The 25,196-nt window shown below is 68.2% G+C and carries 24 protein-coding genes and 2 riboswitches; of the genes, 12 read left to right on the top strand and 12 right to left on the bottom strand.

All coding sequences use genetic code 11. The features are described 5' to 3' along the window. Nucleotides 1-15 precede the first annotated feature (15 nt). Nucleotides 16-1,017, top strand: a complete 1,002-nt coding sequence (locus ACX80J_RS14985) for an acetamidase/formamidase family protein (protein WP_459344881.1) — start codon at nt 16-18, stop codon at nt 1,015-1,017. A gap of 95 nt (nt 1,018-1,112) precedes the next feature. Continuing rightward, nucleotides 1,113-1,874, top strand: coding sequence for an SDR family NAD(P)-dependent oxidoreductase (locus ACX80J_RS14980; RefSeq protein WP_459348328.1), 762 nt, complete (start codon nt 1,113-1,115; stop codon nt 1,872-1,874). Between the two features lie 56 nt (nt 1,875-1,930). Here the strand turns inward: ACX80J_RS14980 and ACX80J_RS14975 are convergent, their stop codons facing one another. Further along, nucleotides 1,931-2,764: an alpha/beta fold hydrolase gene (locus ACX80J_RS14975; protein ID WP_459348327.1), complete on the bottom strand. Its 834-nt coding sequence runs from the start codon at nt 2,762-2,764 to the stop codon at nt 1,931-1,933. Between the two features lie 95 nt (nt 2,765-2,859). Between ACX80J_RS14975 and ACX80J_RS14970 the strand changes: the two genes are divergently transcribed. Further along, entirely contained in the window at nt 2,860-3,438 is a 579-nt protein-coding gene (locus ACX80J_RS14970) for a TetR/AcrR family transcriptional regulator (RefSeq protein ID WP_459348326.1), read from the top strand. Here ACX80J_RS14970 and ACX80J_RS14965 read toward each other — a convergent pair. Beyond that, nucleotides 3,435-3,728: a GNAT family N-acetyltransferase gene (locus ACX80J_RS14965; RefSeq protein ID WP_459344885.1), complete on the bottom strand. Its 294-nt coding sequence runs from the start codon at nt 3,726-3,728 to the stop codon at nt 3,435-3,437. The genes ACX80J_RS14970 and ACX80J_RS14965 overlap by 4 nt on opposite strands. A gap of 59 nt (nt 3,729-3,787) precedes the next feature. Beyond that, nucleotides 3,788-4,165, bottom strand: coding sequence for a DUF7793 family protein (locus tag ACX80J_RS14960; protein ID WP_459344886.1), 378 nt, complete (start codon nt 4,163-4,165; stop codon nt 3,788-3,790). A gap of 138 nt (nt 4,166-4,303) precedes the next feature. On the opposite strand from ACX80J_RS14960, the gene ACX80J_RS14955 reads away from it, so the two are divergent. The 6 genes from ACX80J_RS14955 (at nt 4,304) to ACX80J_RS14930 (ending at nt 10,346) form a co-directional block, all read left to right on the top strand. Next, on the top strand, nt 4,304-5,062 hold the full coding sequence (locus tag ACX80J_RS14955; protein ID WP_459344887.1) for an SDR family NAD(P)-dependent oxidoreductase: 759 nt from the start codon (nt 4,304-4,306) through the stop codon (nt 5,060-5,062). Between the two features lie 93 nt (nt 5,063-5,155). Beyond that, nucleotides 5,156-5,269: riboswitch (SAM riboswitch) on the top strand. Nucleotides 5,270-5,305: 36 nt separating this feature from the next. Then, a complete protein-coding gene (locus ACX80J_RS14950; RefSeq protein ID WP_459348325.1) occupies nt 5,306-6,694 on the top strand; it encodes an LLM class flavin-dependent oxidoreductase in 1,389 nt (462 codons plus the stop codon). Between the two features lie 102 nt (nt 6,695-6,796). Next, on the top strand, nt 6,797-7,837 hold the full coding sequence (locus ACX80J_RS14945) for a methionine ABC transporter ATP-binding protein (RefSeq protein ID WP_459348324.1): 1,041 nt from the start codon (nt 6,797-6,799) through the stop codon (nt 7,835-7,837). Beyond that, nucleotides 7,834-8,538, top strand: coding sequence for a methionine ABC transporter permease (locus ACX80J_RS14940; RefSeq protein ID WP_459348323.1), 705 nt, complete (start codon nt 7,834-7,836; stop codon nt 8,536-8,538). Before ACX80J_RS14945 ends, ACX80J_RS14940 begins: the two co-directional genes overlap by 4 nt. A gap of 90 nt (nt 8,539-8,628) precedes the next feature. After that, nucleotides 8,629-9,561 carry a MetQ/NlpA family ABC transporter substrate-binding protein gene (locus ACX80J_RS14935; RefSeq protein WP_459348322.1) on the top strand — a complete coding sequence of 311 codons (933 nt, stop codon included), beginning with the start codon at nt 8,629-8,631 and terminating at the stop codon, nt 9,559-9,561. A 125-nt stretch (nt 9,562-9,686) separates the two neighbouring features. Beyond that, on the top strand, nt 9,687-10,346 hold the full coding sequence (locus tag ACX80J_RS14930) for an SDR family oxidoreductase (RefSeq protein WP_459348321.1): 660 nt from the start codon (nt 9,687-9,689) through the stop codon (nt 10,344-10,346). A 229-nt stretch (nt 10,347-10,575) separates the two neighbouring features. Here ACX80J_RS14930 and ACX80J_RS14925 read toward each other — a convergent pair whose 3' ends face one another. From ACX80J_RS14925 to ACX80J_RS14895, 7 genes are all read right to left on the bottom strand, one after another. Next, a complete protein-coding gene (locus tag ACX80J_RS14925; protein WP_459348320.1) occupies nt 10,576-12,615 on the bottom strand; it encodes an HNH endonuclease signature motif containing protein in 2,040 nt (679 codons plus the stop codon). Nucleotides 12,616-12,821: 206 nt separating this feature from the next. Beyond that, nucleotides 12,822-14,057 carry an acyl-CoA dehydrogenase family protein gene (locus ACX80J_RS14920; protein ID WP_459348319.1) on the bottom strand — a complete coding sequence of 412 codons (1,236 nt, stop codon included), beginning with the start codon at nt 14,055-14,057 and terminating at the stop codon, nt 12,822-12,824. Nucleotides 14,058-14,130: 73 nt separating this feature from the next. Beyond that, entirely contained in the window at nt 14,131-15,978 is a 1,848-nt protein-coding gene (locus tag ACX80J_RS14915; protein ID WP_459348318.1) for a dipeptide ABC transporter ATP-binding protein, read from the bottom strand. Between the two features lies 1 nt (nt 15,979). Continuing rightward, nucleotides 15,980-16,879, bottom strand: coding sequence for an ABC transporter permease (locus tag ACX80J_RS14910; protein WP_459348317.1), 900 nt, complete (start codon nt 16,877-16,879; stop codon nt 15,980-15,982). Then, a complete protein-coding gene (locus ACX80J_RS14905; RefSeq protein WP_459348316.1) occupies nt 16,876-17,877 on the bottom strand; it encodes an ABC transporter permease in 1,002 nt (333 codons plus the stop codon). Before ACX80J_RS14905 ends, ACX80J_RS14910 begins: the two co-directional genes overlap by 4 nt. Further along, nucleotides 17,874-19,514: an ABC transporter substrate-binding protein gene (locus tag ACX80J_RS14900; protein WP_459348315.1), complete on the bottom strand. Its 1,641-nt coding sequence runs from the start codon at nt 19,512-19,514 to the stop codon at nt 17,874-17,876. Before ACX80J_RS14900 ends, ACX80J_RS14905 begins: the two co-directional genes overlap by 4 nt. A gap of 103 nt (nt 19,515-19,617) precedes the next feature. Then, a riboswitch (SAM riboswitch) is annotated at nt 19,618-19,716 on the bottom strand. A 157-nt stretch (nt 19,717-19,873) separates the two neighbouring features. Next, nucleotides 19,874-20,665, bottom strand: a complete 792-nt coding sequence (locus ACX80J_RS14895) for a FadR/GntR family transcriptional regulator (RefSeq protein ID WP_459344899.1) — start codon at nt 20,663-20,665, stop codon at nt 19,874-19,876. Between the two features lie 88 nt (nt 20,666-20,753). Here ACX80J_RS14895 and ACX80J_RS14890 point away from each other — a divergent pair, with 88 nt between their 5' ends. The 3 genes from ACX80J_RS14890 to ACX80J_RS14880 are packed head-to-tail and all read left to right on the top strand — an operon-like array spanning nt 20,754 to nt 23,778. Continuing rightward, complete coding sequence (locus ACX80J_RS14890) at nt 20,754-21,638, top strand: carbon-nitrogen hydrolase family protein (RefSeq protein ID WP_459348314.1); 885 nt, start codon at nt 20,754-20,756, stop codon at nt 21,636-21,638. A 2-nt stretch (nt 21,639-21,640) separates the two neighbouring features. Next, entirely contained in the window at nt 21,641-22,987 is a 1,347-nt protein-coding gene (locus ACX80J_RS14885) for an APC family permease (RefSeq protein WP_459348313.1), read from the top strand. Between the two features lie 5 nt (nt 22,988-22,992). Then, a complete protein-coding gene (locus ACX80J_RS14880; RefSeq protein WP_459348312.1) occupies nt 22,993-23,778 on the top strand; it encodes a carbon-nitrogen hydrolase family protein in 786 nt (261 codons plus the stop codon). A gap of 37 nt (nt 23,779-23,815) precedes the next feature. On the opposite strand, the gene ACX80J_RS14875 is transcribed toward ACX80J_RS14880, so the two are convergent. Both ACX80J_RS14875 and ACX80J_RS14870 read right to left on the bottom strand, forming a co-directional pair. Next, entirely contained in the window at nt 23,816-24,361 is a 546-nt protein-coding gene (locus ACX80J_RS14875) for a heme-degrading domain-containing protein (protein ID WP_459348311.1), read from the bottom strand. 105 nt (nt 24,362-24,466) lie between these two features. Further along, the gene (locus ACX80J_RS14870; protein ID WP_459348310.1) at nt 24,467-25,186 is read right to left on the bottom strand and encodes a mycothiol-dependent nitroreductase Rv2466c family protein; all 720 of its coding nucleotides are present in this window, start codon (nt 25,184-25,186) and stop codon (nt 24,467-24,469) included. Nucleotides 25,187-25,196: the final 10 nt, after the last annotated feature.

Below are 25,196 nucleotides of genomic sequence, written 5' to 3'. Positions count from 1 at the left end.
CCGTAGCATCCGGTCATGGAGATCATCGAGTACCACCCGCGGCGCGACCAGCTCGTGTACACCTTCGGTGGCAGCGCCCCGGTACTCACGGTCCAGCCGGGTACCGCACTGAAGCTCTGGACCGAGGACGCGTTCAACAACGCGCTGACCTCCGTCGACGATGTGTCCGGCGAGAAGGTGGACCTGGACTTCGTCAATCCGCAGACCGGCCCGTTTTATGTGGAGGGTGCAGAACCGGGGGACACCCTCGCGCTGCACATCGTGGACCTCACTCCGGCCCGCTCCTACGGATCGTCCGCCACCATCCCGTTCTTCGGGGGCCTGACCAGCACGGAGCGCACTGCGACCCTGCAGGAGCCGCTGCCGGACATCACCTGGATCTACCACGTCGACACCGCACGGCGGACGGTCGGCTTCCAGGGACGGCTGGGCGACTTCGAGGTCGCACTCCCGCTCGAGCCGATGCTCGGCACCGTGGGGGTCGCTCCACCCGGCGGTGAGGTGCGCTCCTCCCTGGTGCCCGAGCGGTTCGGCGGCAACATGGATGCGCCCGACGTGAAGCCGGGCACCACCGTCTACCTCGGCGTCAACGTGGAGGGCGCCCTGTTCTCCGTCGGGGACGGACACTACCGTCAGGGCGAGGGAGAGGCGTGCGGCACGGCTGTCGAAGGTGCCATGCACTCGACGATCATCGTCGAGCTCATCAAGGGCGGTGCTCCCGCCTGGCCGCGGCTCGAGACCGACTACCACTGGATGGCGGTCGGGTCCTCGCGCCCCATGGAGGACTCCTGGCGCATCGGCCAGCTGGAGATGGTGCGGTGGTTCGGTGATCTCTTCGGGTTGCACCAGCTCGACGCCTATCAGCTCCTGACCCAGACGGCCCTCGCGCCGATCGCGAACGCCGTCGACGTCAACTACAGCGTGGTGGTCAAGGCGCCCAAGGCGCTCTTTCCTGCCGTCGACGCCTATGGCGGACTCCATGCCCACCTCCGCCGGCAGGGCGCCGAGCTCCGCTGAACCACCCGGGGCTGCGCCGGCAGGGCGGGCGCCGGGCCTTCCAGACCACCGAACCGAGCACCGAACCGACCACCGACCCTCACCGGAGGACTTCCATGGACCTGCACCTCGACGGCACCACCGCCCTCGTGACCGGCGGCACGAAGGGTATCGGCCGCGCCGTCGTCGAGTCGTTCGCGCGGGAAGGGGTGAATGTGGCCTTCTGCGCGCGGAATGCCGCAGAGGTGGCGGCGACCGAAGCGGCCTTCGCCTCATCCCCGGTGCGGGTCGCCGGGTACGTCGTCGACGTCGGTGACGGTCTTGCTCTTGCAGCGTGGGTGCAGACCGTGGCGATGGAGTTCGGAGGCATCGACGCCGTGGTCAGTAACGTCAGCGCCCTGGCCATTGAGGACACCGAGGAGAACTGGGAGGCGAGCCTGCGCGTCGACCTGATGGGGACGGTGCGCCTCGTGAAGGCGTCGCTCCCGCATCTCGCACGGAGTGCGACGCCGTCGATCACCGCGATCTCCAGCGTCTCCGGGCGCGAGGTGGACTTCGCCTCGGGGCCCTACGGGACCGTGAAGTCCGCGCTCATCGCCTACATGGCGGGGCTGGCCTTCCAGCTCGCGGAACAGGGTATCCGGGCCAACACCGTCTCGCCGGGCAACACCTACCACGAGGGCGGAGTTTGGGAGAGCATCGAGGGCGGGAACCCGGAGCTGTTCTCCACGGCGATGGGCCTCAACCCGACCGGCCGCATGGGCACGCCGCAGGAGGTGGCGGACGCCGTCGTCTTCCTCGCCAGCCCGCGGTCCAGCCGCACCACGGGAGCCAACCTCCTGATCGACGGCGGACTCACCCGCGGTATCCAGTTCTAGGAGGGACGTCCGGCGACGTCCGCCGCAGGGCGCCTGGCCCTGCGGCGGATGGAATGCTACTTGGCGAGGAAGCGGAGCAGGACCTCGTTGATCTCCGCACCGTGCGTCCAGAGCATGCCGTGCGGTGCATTCTCGACCTCCACGTACTCCGCGGAGGGCAGGCGCTTGGTGAATTCGCGGCCGGTCGCGTCGATCGGCAGGATGCGGTCGCCGGTGCCATGGACGATCAGCGACGGGACGGTCACCTTCTCGACGTCGGACCGGAAGTCGGTCAGCCAGGAGTCGACGACGGCGAAGGATGCGTACCAGGAGGCTCCGGCGGCGACGTTCCAGGCGTTGCGCAGTGCTTCCTCGCTCAGGCGGTTGCCGAGGAAGTCGTCGGTGTTGAAGAAGTCGTTGTAGAAGTTCGTGAACCAGGCATAGCGGTCCACGATGGCGGCGTCACGGATGCCGTCGAAGACGGTCGAGGGGACGCCGGAAGGGTTGTCCTCGGTCTGGAGGAGGAACGGCTCGAGCGAGGCGAGGAACGCGGCCTTGGCGACCCGGGCCTCTCCGTAGGTGCCGATGTAGCGGCCCACTTCACCGGTGCCCATCGAGAAGCCCACGAGGACGACGTCCTGCAGGTCGAGGGTCTCGAGCACCGTGTTGAGGTCGGCAGCGAAGGTGTCGTAGTCGTAGCCCGTGGTGGGCTTGCTCGACTTGCCGAAACCCCGGCGGTCGTAGGTGATGACGCGGTAACCGGCATCGAGGAGAGCTGCGGTCTGCTTCTCCCACGAGCCGCCGTCCAGCGGGTAGCCGTGGATCAGGACGACGGGCTGGCCCGTTCCGTGGTCCTCGTAGTAGAGCTCGATGTCCGTGGTGTTCTCGGTGCCGACTGCGATGAAGCCCATGACCATGTCCTTGTCTCGAAGTAAGAGAACGTTCGTTCTCTCTGGGTGATCCCATCGTATAGAACGATCGTTCTCCCTACAAGTAGAATGGGTGCATGGATATTTCCGAGGCCCGCTCCCGCATCGTGGCGACCGCCGACGAGCTCTACAACGCGAAGGGAATCCAGGCCGTCGGCATGGACGAGCTGCGCACGGCGGCAGGCGTCTCGCTGAAGAAGCTGTACCAGGAGTTCCCGTCGAAGGGCAGCATCGTCCTGGCGGTGCTCGAACGTCGGCACCGGTCCTGGACGGAAGGACTGGATGCGACGGTGCGGCAGGCCTCGACGCCGCGTGCACGGCTCCTCGCGATCTTCGACTTCCTTGCGCAGTGGTTCGACCAGGATTCCTTCCGCGGATGCGGCTTCATCAACAGCTTCGCGGAACTCGGAGCCGTCAGCCCGGACGTCGCGGAGTACGCCCGGAAGCACAAGGCATCCTTCCAGGACTACGTCGGACGCCTGGCGGAGGAGGCAGGGGCGCCGTCGTACCTCGCGGCGCAGCTGTCGATCCTTGCGGAGGGCGCGCAGACGACGGCGGCCATCGCCGGGACCCCGGAAGCGGCAGGGCAGGCGCGTCGGGCGGCCGAGGTGCTCATCGATGTGGCGCTGGGTGAAGGGGCCGGACGCGCGAGCTAGTTCACCAGGTCCTGGTACTCGGGGTGGTCCTCGATGAAGGCCGCCACGAACTCGCACTGCGGGACCACGGTGAGGTGCTGCGCACGGGCGTCGTCGAGCGCGTACCGGATCAGGGTGCTGCCGATGCCATGGCCCTCGACCTCTTCGTCGACCACCGTGTGCGTGAAGACGATGGTGTTCCCGGACCGTTCGTACGCCGCCATGCCTGCAGGGTCGCCGTCGAGGTTCGCGATGTAGCGGCTCTTCGCCTCGTTGTTCGTGACCTGGATCGCGCTGTTCTCGAAGCTCATGCTGTCACCTTCGCATTCACCACGAGAACGGGTCAACGCCCCGTCCCGGCGGTCCTGTGCTAGTCCCGCGACGCCGGTCTCGTAGCCTGTCCGGTCGTGCTGCCATCGAGCAGCCATGCGAGCGCTTCGGTCTCGGAGCAGAAATAGCGAGTGACGGTGGGGGAGCGGTGCGAGAACCCCGACATCACCTCGTCGACGACGTCCTCACCCACGACGGCGACCTTCGAGAACCCGCGGTAGGCAGCCATTCCTACGCGTGCCTCCGGGGTGATCCCGGTGATGCCGTGCATGTGGACCAGGAGCGGCAGTGCGGTGGGACCGTGGAATTCCGCCAGGGCGCGAGCGGCGGCAACGGCATGCGCATAGGTGATCTCGACGCCGCGCTTCCACCGAAGCCTCAGGATTCCCCTGTCGAGGTGCGCGCTGAATGGGTCCATCAAGGTCCTTTGCCGAGCATGAGCAGTAGCTTGACAGCGTAGCAAGGTGGACTTCCTGGTTCTGCCTCTTTTTCGGTTGTCCGATTCCACCCGTGCTCTTCGGGCTCCCGGCGCAATGCGGGCTGTAGCGTCTGATCCATGACACTGAGCATTCTGGTAACCGGCGCGAGCCGCGGGATCGGCGCCGCCATCGCCCATGAGCTGGCCGGACGGGGGCACCGCATCGCCGTGCATGCAGGACGTGATGCGACCGCGGCCCTGGCGGTCCGCGATGCCCTGCCGGGCGCAGGTCACTCCGTCGTCGTCGGCGATGTCGCCGATCCGGAGGAGTGCGTGCGGATCGTCGATGAAACCGTGCGGGAACTCGGTGGGGTCGACGTCCTCGTGAACAATGCGGGGATCTTCGAGGCGCATCCGGTTGCCCGGGCGTCCTTCGACGACTGGCAGCATGCCTGGCGCCGCACCCTCGCCGTCAACCTGCTGGGGCCGGCGAACCTGGCCTGGCTCGTGGCGCGCCACCTGCTGGACCGGCCCTCCGGCCCCGAGGGCGGTCGGCTGATCAGCGTGGGCTCCCGCGGCGCCTACCGGGGTGAGCCCCTCACCCCTGCCTACGGGGCGAGCAAGGCTGCGCTGCACTCCATGACCCAGTCGCTGGCCGTCGCGCTCGCACCCTCCGGCATCCTCTCGGCGGCGGTCGCGCCCGGCTTCGTCGAGACGGACATGGGACGGTCGGTGCTCGACAGTCCGGAGGGCGACGCTGTCCGGGCACAGAGTCCGTTCAACCGCGTGGCGACGCCGGAGGAGGTGGCGCAGACCGCGGCATGGCTCGCCACGGATGCTCCGCTCTGGGTCAGCGGCACCGTGGTCGACGTGAATGGGGCGTCCTACCTCCGCTGATGCTGTGCTGCACGTGAGGCATTGCCGATCGTGACGCACTGTGACGGGTGCATATGGACGCCGGCGCGGATGGGCATCTAGGCTCATTCCCAGAATCAAGAGTTCCAACGTCAAACCCTGGTTTGTTGGACGGCAACCCTCTCGCTGTAGCGGGGTGCCCCAGGTGAGGATTCGGCCCGGCATGCACCATGCGGGCAAGTATGGCGCTTCCCTCATGGCAGTGCCCTGACATGAGGATTTTCCATGCCCGCATCACCGCGCCATATCCGCTTCAATGCCTTCGACATGAACTGCGTGGGCCACCAGTCGCCGGGCCTGTGGCGGCACCCGGACGATCAGTCGTGGCGCTACAAGGACCTGCGGTACTGGGCCGACCTCGCCAAGACCCTGGAGAAGGGCCTGTTCGACGGCATCTTCATCGCCGACGTGCTCGGCACCTACGACGTCTACGGCGGTTCCAACGAGGCCACGCTGCGCCAGGGGACGCAGACCCCGGTCAACGATCCGTTCCTCCTCGTCTCCGCCATGGCCCTCGTCACGGAGCACCTCGGTTTCGGAGTCACGGCGGGCACCGCGTACGAGCACCCCTACCCGTTCGCACGCAGGCTCTCCACGCTCGACCACCTCACCAATGGCAGGGTCGGCTGGAACGTGGTCACCGGCTACCTTCCCTCCGCCGCGCGGAACATGGGCAACGAGGACCAGCTCGAGCACGATGAGCGCTACAACCACGCGGACGAGTACCTCGAGGTGCTCTACAAGCTGCTCGAGGGGTCCTGGGAGGACGACGCCGTGATCCGGGACCGTGAGGCCGGGGTCTTCACCGACCCGGCGAAGGTCCATGACATCAACCACGACGGCAAGTACTTCACCGTCCCGGGGATCCACCTTAGCGAGCCTTCGCCGCAGCGCACCCCGGTCATCTTCCAGGCGGGGGCCTCCTCCCGCGGTATCGCCTTTGCAGCAGGAAACGCCGAGGCGGTCTTCGTGGGTGCACCGTCGAAGGCGATCCTGAAGGACGTCGTGAAGAAGATCCGTGACGCCGTCGAGGCCGAGGGACGTGACCGCTACTCCGTGCGGATCTACACCCTGCTCACCGTCATCACGGACGAGACCGAGGAGAAGGCCCAGGCGAAGCACGCCGAGTACCAGAAGTACGTCAGCTACGAGGGAGCGCTCGTGCTCGTCTCCGGCTGGTTCGGCGTCGACCTGTCCGTCTACGCTCCCGATGAGCCGCTCGGCAACGTGAAGTCCAACGCCATCCACTCGGCCGTCGCCACCTTCCAGAAGGTGAACGACGACGGCAAACCCTGGACCGTGCGGGACATCGCCGAATGGGGCGGGATCGGTGGGCTTGGTCCGCGCATCGTCGGTTCAGGCGCTCAGGTTGCGGACGAGCTTCAGGCGTGGGTCGAGGAGACCGACGTCGACGGCTTCAACCTCGCGTACGCCATCACCCCCGGCTCCTTCGAGGACGTCATCGAGTACGTGGTCCCCGAGCTGCAGAAGCGTGGTGCCTATCCCACGGAGTACGTCGAGGGAACCCTGCGCAACAAGCTGTTCGGCAAGGGCGACCGTCTCCCCGAGGAGCACCGCGGAGCGCGCTACCGGCTCCAGTCCGTCCGCCCCTGACGCCGCACTGATCTGACACGGCCCGCCGGCTTCCCGGCGGCCGAACCTGCAGCGCGCCCATCCCATCGACGTTGCCTCACCGCGTCCTGCCCAAGGAACACCATGATCTCGCTTCGACACCTGACCAAGACCTACGGTCGTGGGCACGCTGCCGTCACCGTGCTCGACCACCTCGATTTCGAGGTGCCCACTGGCCGCATCGCTGCCGTCGTCGGGCCGAGCGGTGCAGGCAAGAGCACCCTCGCCCAGTGCATCAACCTGCTCGAACGTCCCACGTCGGGGGCCGTCGTCGTCAATGGCGAGGAGCTGTCGGGCCTGCCGGAGAAGCGTCTGCGTGAGGCGCGCCGCCGTATCGGCACGGTGTTCCAGTCCTCGAGCCTGCTCAGCCGCCGGACCGCCGCGGAGAACATCGCCCTGCCCCTCGAATACCTCGGCGTCACTCCTGGCGAGGCGCGGGCCCGTGTTGCCGAGTTACTGGACCGCGTGGGGCTGTCGGACAAGGCCGGCCACTACCCGTTCCAGCTCTCCGGCGGCCAGGCGCAGCGCGTGGGAATCGCTCGGGCGCTCGCGCTGCGGCCGTCCATCCTCCTGGCGGACGAGGCGACCTCGGGGCTCGATCCGGAGACCACCCGATCCGTCGTCGGCCTCATCCGTCAGCTGCGCAACGACCTCGACCTCACCGTCGTCTTCATCACCCACGAGATGGACACCGTGCGGCAGGTCGCCGACACGGTGGCGCGGCTGGACCACGGTCGCATCGTCGAGCAGGGCGACCTCGTGGAACTCCTGACCTCGCACGATTCCCTCCTCGGGCGGTCGCTGCAGCCCCGGCGCGGCCATGCCGGACCGGAGGCCGGAACCCGTACCTGGTACGTCACCTACGACTCGACCGATGTGCCCGGAGACTGGATCCAGCGGCTCACCGGGGACCTCGACGCCGTGGTGCACCTTCTGGGTGCCTCCGTCGAGACGGTCCACGGCGTCAACACCGGGAGCGCGACGCTCGGCATCGGAACCGACGACGACGTCCGGGTCCAGGGTGTGCTCGCACGCTACGGACTCAGCGGAACGCCCGACGGCGGTGGAGGCGGCCAGTCGCACCAGCTCCTTCCGGCCGCGGCCGTGCTGGAGGACGTGGCATGAGCGCACTCATTCTTCCCCGCACCGACGTCCCCTTCAACGACCTGCCGGCGCTGCTGCTGCCCGCCTATGGCGAGACCTTGACAATGGTCGGCATCGTCATGGCTGTCGTCATCGTCATCGGTACGCCCCTCGGAGTCCTCCTCCACAACGTCGCGCCCGGTGGCCTCTACGAACGCCCCGCACTCCACGCGGCACTGAGCTGGATCATCAGCATCGGACGATCGCTTCCGTTCCTGATCCTCATGGCGGCCATCGTTCCGTTCACCCGGTTCATCACCGGCACGAACATCGGCATCGCGGCCGCCGTGGTCCCGATGTCCCTGGCCGGTATCGCGTTCTTCACGCGTATCGTCGAGAACTCGCTGCGGTCCGTGCCGCCGTCCATGGTCCAGGTGGCCCGGGCCGCCGGCGGCTCCAACCTGCAGATCATGCGCACGGCGCAGTTCAGCGAGGCTGTCCCGGCAGTCATCGGCGGGCTCACCATCCAGGTGATCGCGATGATCGAGTACTCAGCCATCGCGGGCACCATCGGTGCCGGCGGTATCGGGTACGTGGCCGTCACCTACGGTTACCAGCGCTTCGACAACACCGTCATGCTTGCGACGATCGTGATCCTGGTGGTGACAGTCGCTCTCGTGCAGATCGTCGGAGACCGCCTCGTACGCTTCACGACTCCGCAGAAGCGTCTGCAGCGCGCCTGACGTTCCCGCGCGTCACCCCCCATCCTCTCCGTTTCTTTCATGCTCATCCCACCCCTGCGCTTCCCCGAGCGCGCCCAGAAAGGCATTGCCATGTCCGAAAACACCACTCCTGAGCCAACATCGACGACTTCCTCGCCAGCAGGTGCGGACCATGGATTCACCCTCCGCAAGCGGCGCAAGGCACCATGGATCGCAGGCGGGGCCGTCGCCGTCGTTGCCGCCGGCGCCTTCATTGCCGTGCCACTGCTGAACCCGTCCGAGTCTGCGGCGGAAACGGAAGGCGCAACCCTCCTCGTTGCGACCGCCGAGGGGAACCACGCGGAGCAGGCGCTCATCGAATTCATTGACCGGGACATCGCGCCGAAGTACGGCATCGACATCGAGTTCAAGGGATTGAGCGACAGCAACACCATCAACCGGGCCGTCAGCGAGGGCGAGGTCGCCGCGACGGTGTACCAGCACGAGCTGTGGCTCGGACAGGTGCTGGAGGCCAACCCGGACTTCCGCGAGACGGCAGTGGCGCCCGTCTTCCGTTGGGGATTCGGCATCTGGTCGGACAAGTACACGAGCGTGGACCAGATTCCCGATGGCGGCACCATCTCCCTCTACTCGGACCCGGCGAACGAGGCCCAGGGTCTCTGGCTGCTGGAGCGGGCAGGGCTGATCACGCTCAAGGAGGGCACCGACAAGTGGGAGGCGACGCAGGATGACATCGCCTCGAATCCGAAGAACCTGAAGTTCACCCTCCTCGACTTCGGCGCTCAGTCCAGGGCACTGCCGGACCTGGATGCTGCCGTCGGCTACACCGAGTACTACACGGCCGCCAAGATTCCGCTCGAGAAGCAGATCTTCGCGCCTCCGGCGCCCGACGAGTTCGCCGCACAACTCACGGTCGGCACCGATTACGTCGACACGGACAACATCAAGAAGCTCACCGAGGCGTTCGCCGACCCCGCTGTGCAGGAGTTCCTGCGCACGGATCCCTCGGTGAAGGACCTGCTGCTGCCTATCGAAGCCCCCTAAGCATCCACAGGCGGAACCGGGAATAGGCGTGCGCCGGTGGCTGAACGCTTGCCGGTAGGTGGCCAGCCCTCGGGCAAGGGGACTAGCGTCGAAAGCAAGACAGCCGACGACCTGAAGGAGTTCCCATGTCACGCGTAGCCATCATCGGTGGACACGGAAAAGTAGCTCTGCACCTGACGAAGATCCTCACGAGCCAGGGCCACCGGGTGAGCTCGATCTTCCGCAACCAGGACCACGCTTCCGACGTCGAGCAGGCGGGAGGTACGCCCGTCGTGGCAGACGTCGCGGAGCTGTCGGTGGAGCAGATGGCCGACCTCTTCCGGGGGCATGACGCCGTCGTGTGGTCCGCGGGTGCGGGCGGCAGCAGCCCCGAGGCCACGTACGCGGTCGATCGGGATGCAGCCATCCGGTCTATGGATGCAGCGACGGAAGCTTCGATCGGCCGCTACGTCATGGTTTCCTATCTCGGGGCCAGCAAGGACCACGGGGTGCCGAAGGACAACGGCTTCTTCCACTATGCGGAGGCGAAGGCGGCGGCGGACGAGCACCTGCGGAAGTCGGAACTCGCGTGGACCATCCTGGGACCTGGTTCCCTGACCATCGACCCTGGAACCGGCAAGATCGAGGTATCGGACAAGCCGCAGCGCGACTCCGTTCCCCGGGAGGATGTCGCCCACGTGGCTGCCGTCGTGCTCGGTGATCTCGGGACGGTGGACAAGACCATCCAGTTCAACAGCGGCGAGACGCCGATCGCGGAGGCCATCCAGGGGGCCTTGAGGTCGTAAGAACTACGAAAGGCGGCGCTCTCTGAGCGCCGCCTTTCGCGTGTCCGCTGGGTCAGCGCGGTGTCGCTTTTGCTAACTACGGTGCGCCTCGACGTGGATTCGGATACCAGCGTGTCCTAGATGCCGACTAGCCTTTAGATATCGACCTGCGTTCCGATCCGGACGTGCGTTCGAGCGCAGAGTCCGGGCGGGCCCTCGTGGAATTGGCCGGCTCGGTGCTGGGCTTTGGTCAGGTTTGGTCTGACCTCGCCTGCTCCGGCCAACCCCAGCCAGGACTGGCTGGGCCCGTCTGCTCGGGTCGGTTCCAGCCGGGGCTGGTGGACTCTGACTGTTCGGGCCAATTCCAATTAGGGGTGGCCGGTTCTGTATGTTCCGGTCGGTTCCAGCCAAGGCTCGCCGGCTTTGTCTGTTCGGGCCAATCCCAATTAGGGGTGGCCGGTTTTATGTGTTCCGGTCGGTTCCAACCAGGGATCGTGGGGGCCGGGCGGGATGGATCGTGGAGTGGTTCCTCCTGCAGGATTTCTCCACGTGCCAGCCCTTCGTCGAGTTGGTGGAGTTGGTGGTGGACGGCTTGTCCGGTGTTCCAGTAGGTGTTGGTGCGGGGTGTTCCTGCCCGGCCGGGGTGCCCGGGTGCGTGGAACCAGGGGACACCGTCTCGGGGTTGCACCTTCCAGTGGCCTTGGTGGATGAGGTGGTGGTGTCTCGAGCACAGCAGGACCCCGTTGGTGAGGCCGGTGGTGCCGCCGCGGGACCAGGGGTCGATGTGGTGGGCTTCGCACCAGGGGGCGGGGATAGAACAGTCCGGGAAGGCGCAGCCCTTGTCGCGGGCGACCAGGGCCCGGCGCAGGTGGGGCGGGAAGAGGCGTTGGGCTCGTCCGAGGTCCAGGACCTGACCCGCTCCGCCGAGGATGATCGGGATGATGTCCGCATCACAGGCGATCCGCCGGATGGTCCGGGCGGTGGCCTGCCCGGCGAAGATTCCCTGTCCGGGGTGCTGGGCGTGGCCGAGGAGGTCCTGGTAGTCGATGGTCACCATCACCTGGGGCCGGTGACCGCCGGTCGCGGGAAGACCGCCGGTGCTCAGGGCGATCCTGCACGCGCCGACCAGTCCCTCCAGCAGCAGCTGGGCCCTCGTCGCACCCTCCGGATCACCGATCACACCCGCACCCGAACCCCAGCGGGAGTCGTCGGTGGTGCCTGGCCCGGTATGCGATCCTTCGTCGGCGCCTGTACCCGTGCTGGTGCCTGACCCTGAGCCTGTGTCGTTGCTGGATCCTGCGCCGCTCGGGGCGGTGGTGGCGCTGTCGCAGCTATCGGTGCTAGCAGCAGCACCCGCAGCACTAGTGGAGCCGGGTTGTGTGCGGGGGTTGGTGGCGGTGTTCATGACGGTGGCGAGGTGTTCGAACTGCTCGTCGGTGGCGCCGATTTCCAGGACGTGCAGGCCGTGGCGGCGGCCCTTGAGGAACACGCCCTGCCTCGCGCGGAGGACCTTCTCTGATGGTTCCTGCCCGTCCTGATCGAGGACTCCTTCCCAGCGGTGGGCCAGGACCCGCAGGATGTCCTCGTCGGACTCCACCGCCTGCCGGGTGAGATGGGACTCCATGGAGTCGAGTTGCTCCGGGGTGGCGAAGGACTGGACCCGGTGCACGGCCTGGGACACGATCGTCGCGGCCCGCCCACTGACCTGGGCCGCCTTAGTCGCCGCACCGAGGGTTTCTAGTCGGGCCGGCAGCGGGGCTCCCGTAGGAGAGGTGCGGGGCAGCACCAGCTCCGCCAGCGCCAGCCGGCGGCGGGCCTCGGCACGGCTGATCCCCAAGGTGCCGCGCAGGAAATCCGCGCAATCCCTGAACCCATCCGCTGCCGCACCCGCCCCCGCACCCCACGCGGATGACAGGGCGCCGTGACGGTCGGACAATTCGGGATCCGAGGAAGCGGTGCCCGAGGAAGCGGGGCCGGAATCGGCCAGCGACGGGGCATCGGCGCGGACCGTCTGTTCCGCTCGGGCTAGCAGCGACCCAGCACCGGACGTACTGCCGGGATCAGGCTCGTCGACCCGGTAGTGCTCCTCCGCCAGGCGGGCGGCGAGTACCTGCAGATGATCCACGATCCTCGAGGCCTGTTCGACGTCGACGATGAGCTGCAGCGCCTCCGGCCGGGACAGAACGCCGCCCTGCAGGCTCACCTCCCGGGCACACTCCGCGAGGGCAACGCACGCCGACTCGACAGAGGTCGGGGTCTGCGGGGGACGCTCGAGCGGGGCGATGGCCATACCCCAAATTTATCGAACACACGTACTACTCCAGCGGCCCCGGGAGCCTATGTGGACAACTAGAGGACGCTCCTTCTCCTTTTAACAAGGGCATGTAAATCCCATACCTTACGAAGACCAGGGGCGACCTGCCCGGCATCGCTCGCCCGCACGAACCCGGGACGATCACCCGCACCGGCCCGTGCTACACCCCCACGAGCCCCGCGCTACGCGCCCGCGCCGGTCTCCGCCGTCGTCGTCCGCGGTGCATTGCCTGCCCGCCACACGAATTCCGGCACGGTCCCGTTGATCTCCCAGTCGCCGACGATCCTCGACTTGTAGATCACGGGGTTGTGCGACGAGATGGTGCGGGCGTTCCGCCAGTGCCGGTCGAGCTGGAGGCCCTTCCGGGTCGACGATGCGCCGAGAGCGTTGAAGATCGTCGAAGCAGCACGCTGGACCTGCTCCGTCACCACGATCTGCGCCTGTGAGGAAGCGAATTCCACCGCTACTGCGGCAGAGTCCGCCTCCTCGCGCGGGAGGTCGAGGTGCGCTTCGTAGGCCTCCTGCACCAGTTCGGCCACCCGGAGTGCAGCAGCCTCGGACGCGAACGCGAGAGCCGAGACTTCCCCCACCACCTGCTGCACCTGGATGTCCTCACTGGGCCTTGTTCCGTTTCCGTGACTGAAGGTACGGGTCCTCCCGCGCACCTCCGCAGCCACGTCCCGGACAGCTGCGCGGGCGATCCCCGCAAGCGTTGCGACATGCATGAGCTGGTAGACACCCGTGTCGTACGGCGGGTGGTCCGCCTCGATGATGACGTCCTCGGCCGGCACGACGACGTTCCGGAAGACGGACGTGCCGCTCGCGGTCAGGCGCTGACCGAACCCGTCCCAGTCATCGATGACCTCGACCCCGGGCGCGTCCCGCCGCACGAGGGCGATCACGTCGACGCCGTCGTCCGTGCGCGCACCCGTCTGAATCCAGTCGGCGTACAGGCTTCCGGTCGTGTAGTACTTTGTGCCGTCGACGCGGTAGTCCTCGCCGTCGCGCGTGATGGTGGTACTGACACCGCCGACGGCGACAGGTCCGGTCTCCGTCCACGCGTTGCCCAGCACCGCTCCTTCGGCGACGCGACGCAGCCAGACAGTATCGTTCGCGTAGAGCCGGTCCTCGACGAACGCGATGTGGGACCGAAGGGCCTGTGCGAGGTTCGACTCGGCGGCAGCGAGTTCGATGAGCAGCCGGAAGAACTGCGGCGCCGAGAGCCCGCCACCTCCGAGCTCGACGGGAACCCGCAGCGCGGTGAAGCCTGCATCGACGAGCTGACGCACCTGGCGGTGCAGCAGGATCCGCTCGTTCTCGCGCTCCGCGGCCCCGGCCGCGATCTCGTCGAACAGGGGTCGGAACCGTTCCGCGAGTCGGCCGTAGGTCACGGGTGCGGTCAGGGTTTCAGTGGTCATCGGTCAGCTCCTGCTGGATTCTGTGCGCACGGGGATGCGATGACCGCGAACCGGCCGTCGGTGGCGCAGGCGGTCATCGGTCGGCTCCTGCGTCACCCTGCGCGGTCGGGGCGCCGGGAACGACGACGGCGGACCGGCGCTCGGGCATCTCCGGAACGGCGGCGAGCAGCGCCCGCGTGTAGTCCGTGGTCGGGGTGGTGAAGATCGCCTCGGCGCTACCCGACTCGACCACGCGGCCGTCCTTGAGGACCAGGACGTCGTCGCTCACGTGGTGGATGACGCCGAGGTCATGGCTGATGAAGAGGTAGCTCAATCCGAGTTGCTCCTGGAGGTCCGCGAGCAGGTCGAGGACCTGCGCCTGGATCGAGACATCGAGGGCGGAAACGGGCTCGTCGAGCAGCAGGACACGTGGCTGGAGCGCGAGGGCACGGGCGATGGCCACGCGCTGGCGCTGCCCACCCGAGAGGGTGAGCGGCCGCCGCTCGATGAGGTCGAGCGGCAGGCCCACCTGCCCGAGGAGTTCGGCCGCCCGGTCCCTCCGCTCGCCCGGCGTTCCCACGGCACCGGCGTCCAGGGCGTCGGTGATGACCCGGCCCACGCTGAACCGCGGATCGAAGGAACTCAGCGGATCCTGGTTGACGAGCTGGATGTCGGGCCGGTGTGGGCGGCGGAGATCCTCGGTCACGGAAGCCGCAGCAGTCGCGCCCCGCGCTCGCCGGCCGCCGACGGACCCGGAGAGCCGGGAGGGCCGGCGCTCCCTGCTATCACTGCGATCGGCATGGACGCCGGCGGTGCCTTCGACGTGCCCCACCCACGGCAGCCCGCCCAGGGTGACCGTTCCGGCGTCGGGCTCGGTGAGGCCGAGCGCGATGCGCGCCGTCGTCGACTTCCCCGATCCCGATTCACCGACGATGCCCAGAGTCTTGCCCGCGGGCACCGTGAAGGAGACGTCGTCGACCACGGTGCGGCGCGTGCCGTCCGGGGACGCGTAGGTCTTGACGAGGTTGCGGGCCTCGAGGGCCGGGGCCGCGTCGGAGAATGCCGAGAGCCGCGTGGGCCGGGAGGTCACCGAGACCCGCGGCACGGCGGACAGCCGCGTGCCCTTGCCAGCAGCGGAGGGCACGGCATCGATCAGCTGGCGCGTGTACTCGTGGCGCGGGTTGCCCAGCACCTCGGACGCCCGACCGGATTCGACGATGCGCCCGTTCTGCATGACGGCGATCTCGTCCGCGAGATGGCTGACGACGGCGAGATCGTGCGAGATGAAGATGAGCCCACGGCCCTGCTCCTTCAGTCCGGCCAGCAGCTCGAGGATCTGCGCCTGGACCGTGGCGTCCAGTGCGGTGGTCGGTTCGTCGGCGATCACGAGCTGCGGGTTGAGCACCGTGGCCTGGGCGATCAGTGCACGCTGGCGCAGGCCACCGGACAGTTCGCCGGAGCGCTGGCGCGCACGGACCTCGGGGTCGGGGATTCCGGCGTCCCGCAGGGCGGCGTGGACCCGTTCCTGCCGCTCGGCCTTGCCGCGGACGCCGTGCGCCCGGAGTGCCTCGTCGATCTCCTGGCCCACCGTCCGCAGGGGGTCGAGGGACACGAGGGCGTCCTGCAGCACGTAGCCGATGTCCTTGCCGCGCAGTCCGCGCCACTGCCGTTCCGACAGGCGGGTCGCGTCGTGGCCGAGTACGTCGAGCCGGTCGGCGGTCACCCGGGCGTTGGCCGCATTGAGCCCGACGAGCGTGCGGGCCGTGACGGTCTTGCCGGAGCCCGACTCACCCACGAGGGCCAGCGCCTTGCCGGGCGCCAGGGCCAGCGAGACGTCGCGGACGACGTCGACCGTGCCGCGCGGCGTGGTGAAGGAGACGTTCAGGTTGTCGATGGCGAGCAGGGGCTGCTGCCCTGCGGTGCCGCTGGTGTTCTCAGTCATGTCAGACCTCTGCTTCGAGTCGGCGCTGCAGGTGGTGGCCCACCACGGTGGTGGTCAGCGCGGCCAGGGTGATGAAGATGCCGGGGAAGGCCGCGATCCACCAGGCGACCTGGAGGTAGTTGCGTCCGTCGGCGAGCATGGCGCCCCACTCCGCGGCGGGCGGCTGCGCGCCCAGTCCGAGGAAGCTCAGCGACGACGCCCAGACGATGGCCTGTCCGATGCCGAGGGTGACGAGGACGAAGAGGGGGCGCGCCACGTTGGGGACGATCGTGTGCCAGAGGATGTGGGACCGGGACCGGCCGAGCGACAGAGCTGTTTCCACATACGGAGCTGCCACGACCTGCAGGGTCTGGGTGCGGAGCATCCTTGCATAACCGGGGGCGGAACCGACCCCGACGGCGATGGCAGCGGTGACGACGCCGGTGCCGGATACCGCGATGACGATCAGGGCCAGGAGCAGGCCCGGGAAGGCGAACAGCACCTCGACGAAGCGGCAGATCGCCGAGTCCAGCCACTTGCCGGAGACACCGGCGGTGATGCCGAGCGCGCCACCGAGGATCAGCCCGATCGCCGTGGCGGCGAGGCCGAGCAGCAGCGACTGGCCCGTACCGGCGATGACGCGGGAGAAGACATCACGGCCGTTCTGGTCCGTGCCGAACAGATGGAGGGCGTTGGGTGACTGGAAGGCGTTGGCGGGGTCGATCTCGAAGGGATCCTGCCGCAGGAACACGAACGGAGCGAGTGCTGCGAGCACCAGGAAGGCGAGGAGCGCGGCGGCGATCCAGACACCGATCGGCGTGTTGCGGACCAGGCGTCCTGCACGCGAAGGGGCCGGTGCGGGCGACAAGGGAACGGCGGTGCCGCCCTCCGCCGTCGGAGTGGGGTCGAGGGTGAGGCTCATGCTGCTGATCCCTTCGGGTTCGTGCGGGGGTCGACCACGCGGTAGAGGAGGTCCACGGCGAGGTTCACGAGGATGTAGACCGCTGCGGTGATGAACACCACCGCGAGGGTGATGGGCAGGTCGCGGTTCACGATGGCGTCCACGAGGGACCTGCCGAGGCCCGGGCGGGCGAAGATGATCTCGGCGACGACGGCGGAACTGACGAGCGAGCCCACCGCCCAGGCTGAGAGCGTGAGGCCGGGGAGGATCGCGTGGCGCAGTGCGTGCGTGATCCGGACGGCCGTGTCGCTCAGGCCACGGGCCCGGGCGCTGAGGACGAACGGCTGCGCGAGGGCGTCATCGAAGGAGGACCGCGTCACCTGGGCGATGAACCCGGCGAGGGGGACTCCGAGCGACAGCGCCGGCAGCACGAGCGACTTGAATCCGTCATTCCCCGCTACCGGGAACCAGCCGAGGATGACGGCGAAGACGACAGCGAGCATGATGCCGACCCAGAACTGGGGGAGGGATGCGAAGAACACCTCGACCGCACGGCCGACGCCGTCGAGCACGCGCCCGCGGCCCACCGTCAGGAGGGTGAAGGCCAGTGCGATTGCCCATGCGAAGACCAGGGCGAGCCCGGCGAGCTGTAGCGTGGGAAGGATCTGCGGGCCGATGATCTCCACGACCGGGACCTTGAAGATGTAGGACACTCCGAAGTCCCCGGTGACGAGGTTGCCGAGGTAGCTGAAGTACTGGACGAGGACCGGCTGGTCCAGCCCGTACTCCGCCCGGACCGCCGCGACGGTCTCGGGCGACGGCGACGAGCCCGCGCCGCCGAGGATCGCGGTGACCGGATCACCGGGCGTGAGGCGGAGGACGAAGAACGTGAGGGTCACTGCGGCCCAGAGGACGAAGACACTGCCGGCGATCCGTCGGAGGATGACGTTGCCGGCACTGCCGACGGTCGCGGTGGTGCGGGGTGCCGCGCTGAGGGAATCGAGGGAGGAGGTGCTCATTCGGAATCGACCGCCGTGACGTCGTAGAGGTAGGGGAGGGAGAGGCTCGGCTCGAGGGCCAGGGAGGTGAAGCGGTCGCTACGGAGCGCCACCTGGCTGGCCTGGTTGTAGAGCGGGAGCTGGAGGGCGTTGTCGCTCACGATCTGCTGCGCCTGGTAGTAGAGGTCCTTGCGGACCTCCGGGTCGTCGGTCGCGAGTGCGTCGTTGAGGATGTCGTCGAGCTCCGGGTTGCGGAAGCCCGAGCCGTTGGGCACGAAGCCCGCCGACTCCGTGTACTCCGAGGAGAAGACGATGCGCAGCACGTCAGCGGTGTTGGTGTTCCAGTAGTCGGCGCGGAGGTCGTACTCGAAGTTGTTGCCGAGTTCGCTGACGCTGGCGCCGTCGCCGTTCTCGATCAGCACCTCGAACCCTGCCTTCTTCGCCGTCGCCTGGATCTGGGTGACCAGGGCCTGGTGCGCTGTGGGCCACCAGTCAGGTGTGTAGGGGAAGTGCACCGTGAGGCGCTGGCCGTCCTTCACGCGGTAGCCCTCGTCGTCGCGTTCGGTCCAGCCGGCCTCGTCGAGCAGGCGTGCCGCCTCCTCGGGGTCCGGATCGTAGACGTGCTCGAAGTCGGGGGAGTAGAAGCCGGTGGTGGAGCTGAGTGGTCCGCCGGCCCGCGTCACGGTGCCGAAGTACACGCTGTTGATGCCCGCGTCCACATAGGCGCTGCGCAGGAAGGCCTTGCGGACGTCGATGTCGTCGAACGGTGCGCGCGTGGTGTTCAGGATCAGGTTGGTCGGGTTCCCGGGCCGGTCCTGCAGGATGAGTTCGACGTTCGGATCGGCCTCGGCCTCGTCGAAGTGCACCGACGGCATGAGGTCGAGGGCGTCCACCTGGCCGGCACGGAGGAGTCCGTAGCGTGTGGAGTCCTCGGGGACGATCCGCCACTCGATCTTCTCGATGTGGGCCGGGCCCTGGTGCTTCGCATAGGGAGGAGCGGAGTTGTAGTCCTCGTTGCGGACGAGGCTGACCTTCGACTGCGGCACGTAGTCGACGATCTTGTAGGGGCCCGAGCCCACCGGCGCGTTGCAGTTCTCGGCCCGCGGGCGCTTGAGGGCCTCAGGTGACTCGATGCCGAGGAACGGCTGGGCGAGTACCTCGAGGAATGCCGCGTAGGGGCGGTTGAGCGTGACGACCGCGGTGGTCTCGTCGACCACCTCGGTGGAGGTGTAGGGCTTGAGGTAGCCGCCGGCCGTTCCGGACTGCGTGTCCGGGTCGACCATGTGGTCGAGGTTCGCCTTGACCGCCTCCGCAGTGAACTTCGTGCCGTCGGTGAACCAGACGTCGTCGCGCACCGTGAAGGTGTAGGTGAGGCCGTCGTCGGACACGGACCAGTCCGTGGCGAGCCACGGATGGATGGCGCCCTCGCTGTCCTGGGAGACCAGGGAGTCGAGGTAGTTCGCCGCGATCGAGGCCTGCGGCATGTCGCCGTCGACGTGGGGGTCGAGGCACGAGATGTCCTTGCCGGTGGCGAACACGAACGTGTCGTCCTCGCTGGCTGCCGCTGATCCTCCGCAGCCCGATGTGGTGAGGAGAAGGCCGGCCGCTGCCGCGAGCAACGCGAGGGTACGGGGTGTGCTGGGGCTTGCTGTTGTCACGCTGGGCTCCTGAATCATCGCCCGATGGAGGGCAGACAGGACAGCCAGCGATCACCCGGGCGTGCGGAAGCACGGGAGGGGAGACCAACGAAAGCGTGTAGCTTCTCCATCGGTCCTGGCAGTAGCACCGTTCCCCGTTGCTACACAGGGAGGGTTGCTGCGGCGTCGTCGATCCAGGTCTCTCGGCCGCTCGGGATGGTTATGGCTACAGCTAAGCGCACCGGGCATCGGCAACGCCAGTGGTCCCCGTCATATTCGGTCATGCGGGAGGTCAGGCGAGAGGTCGTGTGAGCGGTCATGCGGGAGGTCATAGGAGGACCGGCCGGACCGGCCGGACCGGCCGGACCGGCGACCGGCAGCTAGGCGCGACGCGCGAGTTCCATGAACATCGTCGAGTGCAGGCTGTCGACGTGCGCGTGGGCGATCGAGACCGCCTGAACCGCGTCGCGCCTCCGCAGCGCACGCACCAGGTCGATGTGGTCCTCGTTGGCGCGGTGCAGTGCGTCGATGGGGTACGGGACGAAGTGCTCGTACAGCTCGCCGAGGGCTGCCGAATACACGGCGGTGGCAGCACCGAGGTGGGACGCCGCGGCCACGGACCGGTGGAAGGCGTCGTCGGCCTGGTGGTATTCCGACCAGTTGGTGGCCTTCCCCATGCGCTGCGTCAGCGCCTCCAGCGCCTCCAGCTCGTCCTCCGTGGCGTTGACGGCGGCGAAGTGGGTGACCGCGCACTCGGCGAGGAGGCGCCGGTCCACCAGATCGTGGACGGCCGCGGCATCCGGCAGTCCCAGGGACAGCCTCTCCAGGGCGACGGCGGGAGGATCCGCCGCGACGAAGGTACCGCCGTCACGTCCACGCCGCCGGACGACGATCCCCTCGTCGGCAAGGCTCGCCATCGCCCGACGGGCTGTCATCGGACTGACCGAGAGCCCCAGGGCGATATCGGCCTGGTCCGGCAGCCGTTCGCCGGGTTGGATAAGGCCGAGCGAGATGGAGGTGGCGATGCGGGCGCGGACGGCATCGATGGCGCTGCGCCGTCCGTGACCGGGCGGCAGGCCGGGCGGCAGGGCAGAGGGCATAGGAGCCGGCAGTGCAGACGGCAGGGGAGACGACGCCGCCGTACCCGGCGGTTCCCGCACTTCAGCAGCCATGGTTTCACCCTAACGTCGTCCCGCCTTGATAATAGTTCAATGTGAGCTAATATTGCGTGAGCCCCGTCACTGCAAGCCAAGGCGACCCATGTCACAGCCCCTACCGCTCCTCGCGGTCCAGTCCGAACCGATCGCGATCGGCGAACCACTCTCGGTCTTCGCCACCCAGGTCTCCAATGCCCTCGCGGCGCATCCCGGAACCCGGCTCCTCGTCTACCCCGAACTGCACCTGTTCGGTGACGGCTACCCCGACCAGGCGCGCACGGAAGCGCTCCAGGAGTCTGCGCAGCCCCTCGACGGGCCCCTCGTGCGGGAGCTCGCACAGCTCGCCGGGGACCTCGGCGTGTGGCTCGTGCCCGGAAGCATCTGCGAGCGCGGGCCCGAGGGGCAGCTGTTCAACACCGCCCTCGTGTTCTCCCCGCAGGGCGAGCTCGAGGCGAGCTACCGCAAGATCTTCCCGTGGCGTCCCTTTGAGCCGTACGATCCCGGCGACGCCTTCGTCACCGTCGACCTCGAGGGCTACGGCCGGGCCGGTCTGTCCATCTGCTACGACGCGTGGTTCCCCGAAGTGACCCGCCAGCTCGCCTGGCTCGGCGCGGACGTGATCCTCAACGTCGTCAAGACCACCACGGAGGACCGCGAGCACGAGTTGGTCCTCGCCCGGGCCAACGCCATCGTCAACCAGGTGTTCATCGTCAGCGTCAACTGTGCCGGCCCCACCGGACGCGGTCAGAGCCTCATCGTGGACCCGGAGGGCGCGGTCCTCGAGTCTCTCGACGACGACGGTACCGGGATGATGGCGGCAACTCTCGACCTGTCGCGCATCGACTATGTGCGCACGCACGGCACCGCGGGGCTGAACCGCATGTGGTCCCAGTTCCGCGCCCATGAGACCCCGATCGAGCTGCCCATGTACTCCGGCCGCATCGATCCAGCCACCTGGACCCCCGCGTCCACTGCCCGTCAGGACTAGCCATGCAGACCTCGTCCCAGCTCACCCGCACCCTCCGGCTGCCCTCGCTCGTCCTGTTCGGGCTCGCCTACCTCACACCCCTGATCGTCCTGGCGATCTTCGGCGTCATTGCCGAGGCGACGGGCGGCGCATCGCCGTCGGCCTACCTCCTCGCCCTCCTCGCGATGCTCTTCACGGCGCACAGCTACGGACGCATGGCCGTCGCGTTCCCCGTCGCCGGCTCCGCCTACACCTACGTCCGGCGCACCATCGACGCCCGCATCGGGTTCCTGGTCGGATGGGCCATCCTGCTCGACTACCTCTTCCTGCCGATGGTCATCTGGCTGATCGGCGGGTCCTACCTCACCGCGCAGTTCCCGGGCACCCCGATCTGGGTGTGGATCCTGGCCTTCGTGCTCGTGACCACCGTGCTCAACGTCATCGGGATCCGGGTCGCCGAGAAGGCGAACTACCTCCTGATGGCGTTCCAGCTGCTCGTCATCGGCATCTTCGTGGCACTGACCATCGGGACCCTCGTCAGCACGTCGGGCGCCGGCGCGCTGGTGAGCTCGGCACCGTTCATCAACCCGACGGCGAACCTCGGTACCATCGCTGCCGGTGCGGCCATCGCCGCGTACTCCTTCCTCGGGTTCGACGCCGTCACGACCCTCACCGAGGAGACCGTGGAGCCGAAGAAGACGATGCCGCGCGCCATCATGCTCATCGCGCTGATCGGCGGAGCCATCTTCGTGTCCGTCTCCTACGTGACCCAGCTGATCCGCCCCGGTGGCACGTTCGAGGACTCGGCCTCACTCGCCTCCGACATCGCCCTGCAGATCGGCGGCCAGCTCTTCGGCGCGGTCTTCCTCGCGGGCCTCGTCGTCGCGCAGTTCGCCTCCGGTCTCGCAGCCCAAGCGAGCGCATCCCGCCTGCTCTACGCGATGGGGCGCGACGCCGTGCTGCCGCGGAAGGTGTTCGGCTACCTCCACGACCGCTTCCGCACGCCGGTGATCAACCTCGTCATCACGGGCATCGTGGGACTCGTGGCGGTCTTCCTCGACGTCGCCACGTCCACCTCGTTCATCAACTTCGGTGCCTTCACCGCGTTCACCCTGGTCAACGTGTCCGTCATCGCCTACTACCTGCGCGAGAAGCGGACCGGGCGCAGCCTGAACCCCTTCTCCTACCTGGTGATCCCCGCCGTCGGCGCCGTGGTCGACGCCTTTCTGCTCACCCAGCTCGACCCCACGGCGATCACGCTCGGCCTCGTCTGGCTCGCGATCGGCATCGTCGTGCTCGCCGTCATCACACGCGGCTTCCGCTCCGCGCCGCCCGAACTGGCGTCGGTGGAGAAGGAAGTCGTTTCATAGGAGGTATGCGCATCACCCTCGGGCAGCTCGCGTCCGGCCCGGACACCGCAGCGAACCTCGCCCGGATGGAGGAGGTCGCTGCCGCGGCGGCCGACGCCGGCTCCAACCTCGCGGTCTTCCCCGAGTACGCGAGCTACGAGAAGAGCCGGGTGGACAGGTCGTTCGTCACGGCCGCGGAACCGCTCGACGGCGACGTGGTCCGGTCGCTCGCGGCGATGGCCCGTCGGCACGCGATCAGGGTGGTGGCAGGGGTGATCGAGACCTCCGAGGACCACGAGCGTGCCTACAACACCATCGTCGCGCTGGACCCCACCGGCTCCCTGGTCGCGGCCTACCGCAAGATCCATCTCTTCGACAGCCAGGGCTTCCATGAGTCCCGGCACATCAAACCGGCGCCCGACGTCGGACCCGTCACCTTCTCCCTGGACGGCACCGTCGTCGGACTGCTCACCTGCTACGACCTGCGGTTCCCGGGAGTGGCGCGGGCGCTGGCGGACGCGGGAGCGCAGGTGGTCCTGGCGCCGTCGTCGTGGGTGCCGGGACCGGGCAAGACGGACCAGTGGGAGGTGCTGCTCCGTGCGCGTGCACTGGACAACGGCGTATTCGTCGCGGGTGTGTCCCAGGCCGAACCGGTGTCGATCGGCCGAAGTATGGTGGCCGGCCCCCTGGGGGAGGTGCTGGGCTCGTGCGGTCCGGCGGAGGACGTCCTGACCGTGGACCTGCACCTTCCGGCGGTCGCGGACGCCCGCCGGCAGTTCCCCCTGGCGAGCCAGCGTCGCGTGGAGGGGTGATCCGGGTGCCGCGCTGACGCGGCTGCACGGTGCCCTGTTAGAGGCCGTCGGCCGCGTGGAAGGTGCGCAGGGCCTCGACGACGAGCTTGTGGTCCTCGAGCTGCGGCAGTCCGGACACCGTCACAGTGGCCACGGGTCCCACGCCCCGGACGTACAGCGGGAACGAGCCCCCATGGGCGGCATGCGTCGAGGTGTCGAACATCGGGTTGTCCTCGGCGTGGCCGCCGTTGCGTCGTGCACGCAGGCCGACGAGCAGCGACGGCACGAAGTAGCGCGCCGCCGTGCGGCCCTTCGCATCGAGCCAGTAGTCGTTGTCGGGGGTGGCGCCGTCGAGCGCGGCGCGGAAGAGGATGTGGTTCGGCTTGCAGATGCTGATCGCGATCGGCAGGTTGCGGCTAACGCCGAGCTGGACGAGGAGCTGCCCGAGCGCCACGGCGTCGTCGTTGGTGAAGCGGGTGAACTGGAGCTCCGCGACCTCCGCCTCGACCGTCGAGATGAGCGTCTCGAGTGCTGCGGCAGGCTGGTCGTCCCCGCCGTCCGGATCGAACGGGGCGAGGATCGCTGCGGAAGCTTCATTGCTCATTCGCCTAGGGTACGTCGTTGACGTCCCTCGGTGGAATCCGCTTCGGCCGTACAGCGACATGACCGTGACAGGTACCATTCCGCGCGCTGCATGGGGCCGGGCGATCTACTTCCTGGTCCGGCGGCTCCCGCCGTGCCAGTCCTCCTGCAGCCCGGCCTCGTCTTCCGCCATGCCGAAGCTGCGCAGCTGGGGGCGCTCCCGCAGGCTCCTCTTGAGCTCGGCGAAACCGGGGAACTGCGCCAGGCCCAGCACGTGGTCCCAGAGTTCGACGGCCTGATCGGGATCGGGCAGGCGGCTGATCACGGGACCGAAGAAGGCCACGCCCTCCGGCGGCTCGAAATGGATGATCGGCGTCCCGACGTCCTTGCCCGTCAGGGACAGGGCCTCGTCCGTCTCCGCCTGGAGGGCGGCGTCGAGCGAGGAGTCCTCCAGGGCGTCGGCGAGGTGTTCGGGCAGCCCGGCCTCCGCGAGGACCGGCACCAGGAAGTCCGCAGTCCCGCGGTGGCCGCCGTCGGAGTCATCCTTCTGCGTGTCGAAGATCCGGGTGCCGAGCCGCTCGTAGAGGCGCCCGACGGCGTCGGGCCCGTGCTCCTCCCGGGTGCGTGCGGCGACGCGCAGCAGGCGCAGGCCCGCGGTATGCCCGGCTTCGTAGCCGGCGGGGAAGTGGGTGTCGTAGTCGATGGCGGCGTTGAGCAGGCGGAGCGAGATGAAGCGCCACTCCACCGAGTAGTCGCGCTGCTCCGACACCATGCGCACCCACTTGCTGGTCATCCACGCGAAGGGGCAGACGGGGTCGAAGTAGAACCGGATATCGGGGGAGGTCATGACTTCACGC

Source organism: Arthrobacter rhamnosi (assembly GCF_054510975.1).
The sequence above is the reverse complement of the archived record's forward strand: the minus strand, read 5'-3'. Positions and strand labels throughout refer to the sequence as shown.

What these genes read in the sequence shown, in the direction of transcription:
- ACX80J_RS14905 (WP_459348316.1), bottom strand. Translation starts at nt 17,877, where the DNA reads ATGAGCACCTCCTCCCTCGATTCCCTCAGCGCGGCACCCCGCACCACC.
- ACX80J_RS14975 (WP_459348327.1), bottom strand. Translation starts at nt 2,764, where the DNA reads ATGGGCTTCATCGCAGTCGGCACCGAGAACACCACGGACATCGAGCTC.
- ACX80J_RS14915 (WP_459348318.1), bottom strand. Translation starts at nt 15,978, where the DNA reads ATGACTGAGAACACCAGCGGCACCGCAGGGCAGCAGCCCCTGCTCGCC.
- ACX80J_RS14930 (WP_459348321.1), top strand. Translation starts at nt 9,687, where the DNA reads ATGTCACGCGTAGCCATCATCGGTGGACACGGAAAAGTAGCTCTGCAC.
- ACX80J_RS14940 (WP_459348323.1), top strand. Translation starts at nt 7,834, where the DNA reads ATGAGCGCACTCATTCTTCCCCGCACCGACGTCCCCTTCAACGACCTG.
- ACX80J_RS14875 (WP_459348311.1), bottom strand. Translation starts at nt 24,361, where the DNA reads ATGAGCAATGAAGCTTCCGCAGCGATCCTCGCCCCGTTCGATCCGGAC.
- ACX80J_RS14890 (WP_459348314.1), top strand. Translation starts at nt 20,754, where the DNA reads ATGTCACAGCCCCTACCGCTCCTCGCGGTCCAGTCCGAACCGATCGCG.
- ACX80J_RS14970 (WP_459348326.1), top strand. Translation starts at nt 2,860, where the DNA reads ATGGATATTTCCGAGGCCCGCTCCCGCATCGTGGCGACCGCCGACGAG.
- ACX80J_RS14920 (WP_459348319.1), bottom strand. Translation starts at nt 14,057, where the DNA reads ATGACCACTGAAACCCTGACCGCACCCGTGACCTACGGCCGACTCGCG.
- ACX80J_RS14895 (WP_459344899.1), bottom strand. Translation starts at nt 20,665, where the DNA reads ATGGCTGCTGAAGTGCGGGAACCGCCGGGTACGGCGGCGTCGTCTCCC.
- ACX80J_RS14960 (WP_459344886.1), bottom strand. Translation starts at nt 4,165, where the DNA reads ATGGACCCATTCAGCGCGCACCTCGACAGGGGAATCCTGAGGCTTCGG.
- ACX80J_RS14985 (WP_459344881.1), top strand. Translation starts at nt 16, where the DNA reads ATGGAGATCATCGAGTACCACCCGCGGCGCGACCAGCTCGTGTACACC.
- ACX80J_RS14965 (WP_459344885.1), bottom strand. Translation starts at nt 3,728, where the DNA reads ATGAGCTTCGAGAACAGCGCGATCCAGGTCACGAACAACGAGGCGAAG.
- ACX80J_RS14955 (WP_459344887.1), top strand. Translation starts at nt 4,304, where the DNA reads ATGACACTGAGCATTCTGGTAACCGGCGCGAGCCGCGGGATCGGCGCC.
- ACX80J_RS14935 (WP_459348322.1), top strand. Translation starts at nt 8,629, where the DNA reads ATGTCCGAAAACACCACTCCTGAGCCAACATCGACGACTTCCTCGCCA.
- ACX80J_RS14870 (WP_459348310.1), bottom strand. Translation starts at nt 25,186, where the DNA reads ATGACCTCCCCCGATATCCGGTTCTACTTCGACCCCGTCTGCCCCTTC.
- ACX80J_RS14880 (WP_459348312.1), top strand. Translation starts at nt 22,993, where the DNA reads ATGCGCATCACCCTCGGGCAGCTCGCGTCCGGCCCGGACACCGCAGCG.
- ACX80J_RS14925 (WP_459348320.1), bottom strand. Translation starts at nt 12,615, where the DNA reads ATGGCCATCGCCCCGCTCGAGCGTCCCCCGCAGACCCCGACCTCTGTC.
- ACX80J_RS14950 (WP_459348325.1), top strand. Translation starts at nt 5,306, where the DNA reads ATGCCCGCATCACCGCGCCATATCCGCTTCAATGCCTTCGACATGAAC.
- ACX80J_RS14885 (WP_459348313.1), top strand. Translation starts at nt 21,641, where the DNA reads ATGCAGACCTCGTCCCAGCTCACCCGCACCCTCCGGCTGCCCTCGCTC.
- ACX80J_RS14980 (WP_459348328.1), top strand. Translation starts at nt 1,113, where the DNA reads ATGGACCTGCACCTCGACGGCACCACCGCCCTCGTGACCGGCGGCACG.
- ACX80J_RS14945 (WP_459348324.1), top strand. Translation starts at nt 6,797, where the DNA reads ATGATCTCGCTTCGACACCTGACCAAGACCTACGGTCGTGGGCACGCT.
- ACX80J_RS14910 (WP_459348317.1), bottom strand. Translation starts at nt 16,879, where the DNA reads ATGAGCCTCACCCTCGACCCCACTCCGACGGCGGAGGGCGGCACCGCC.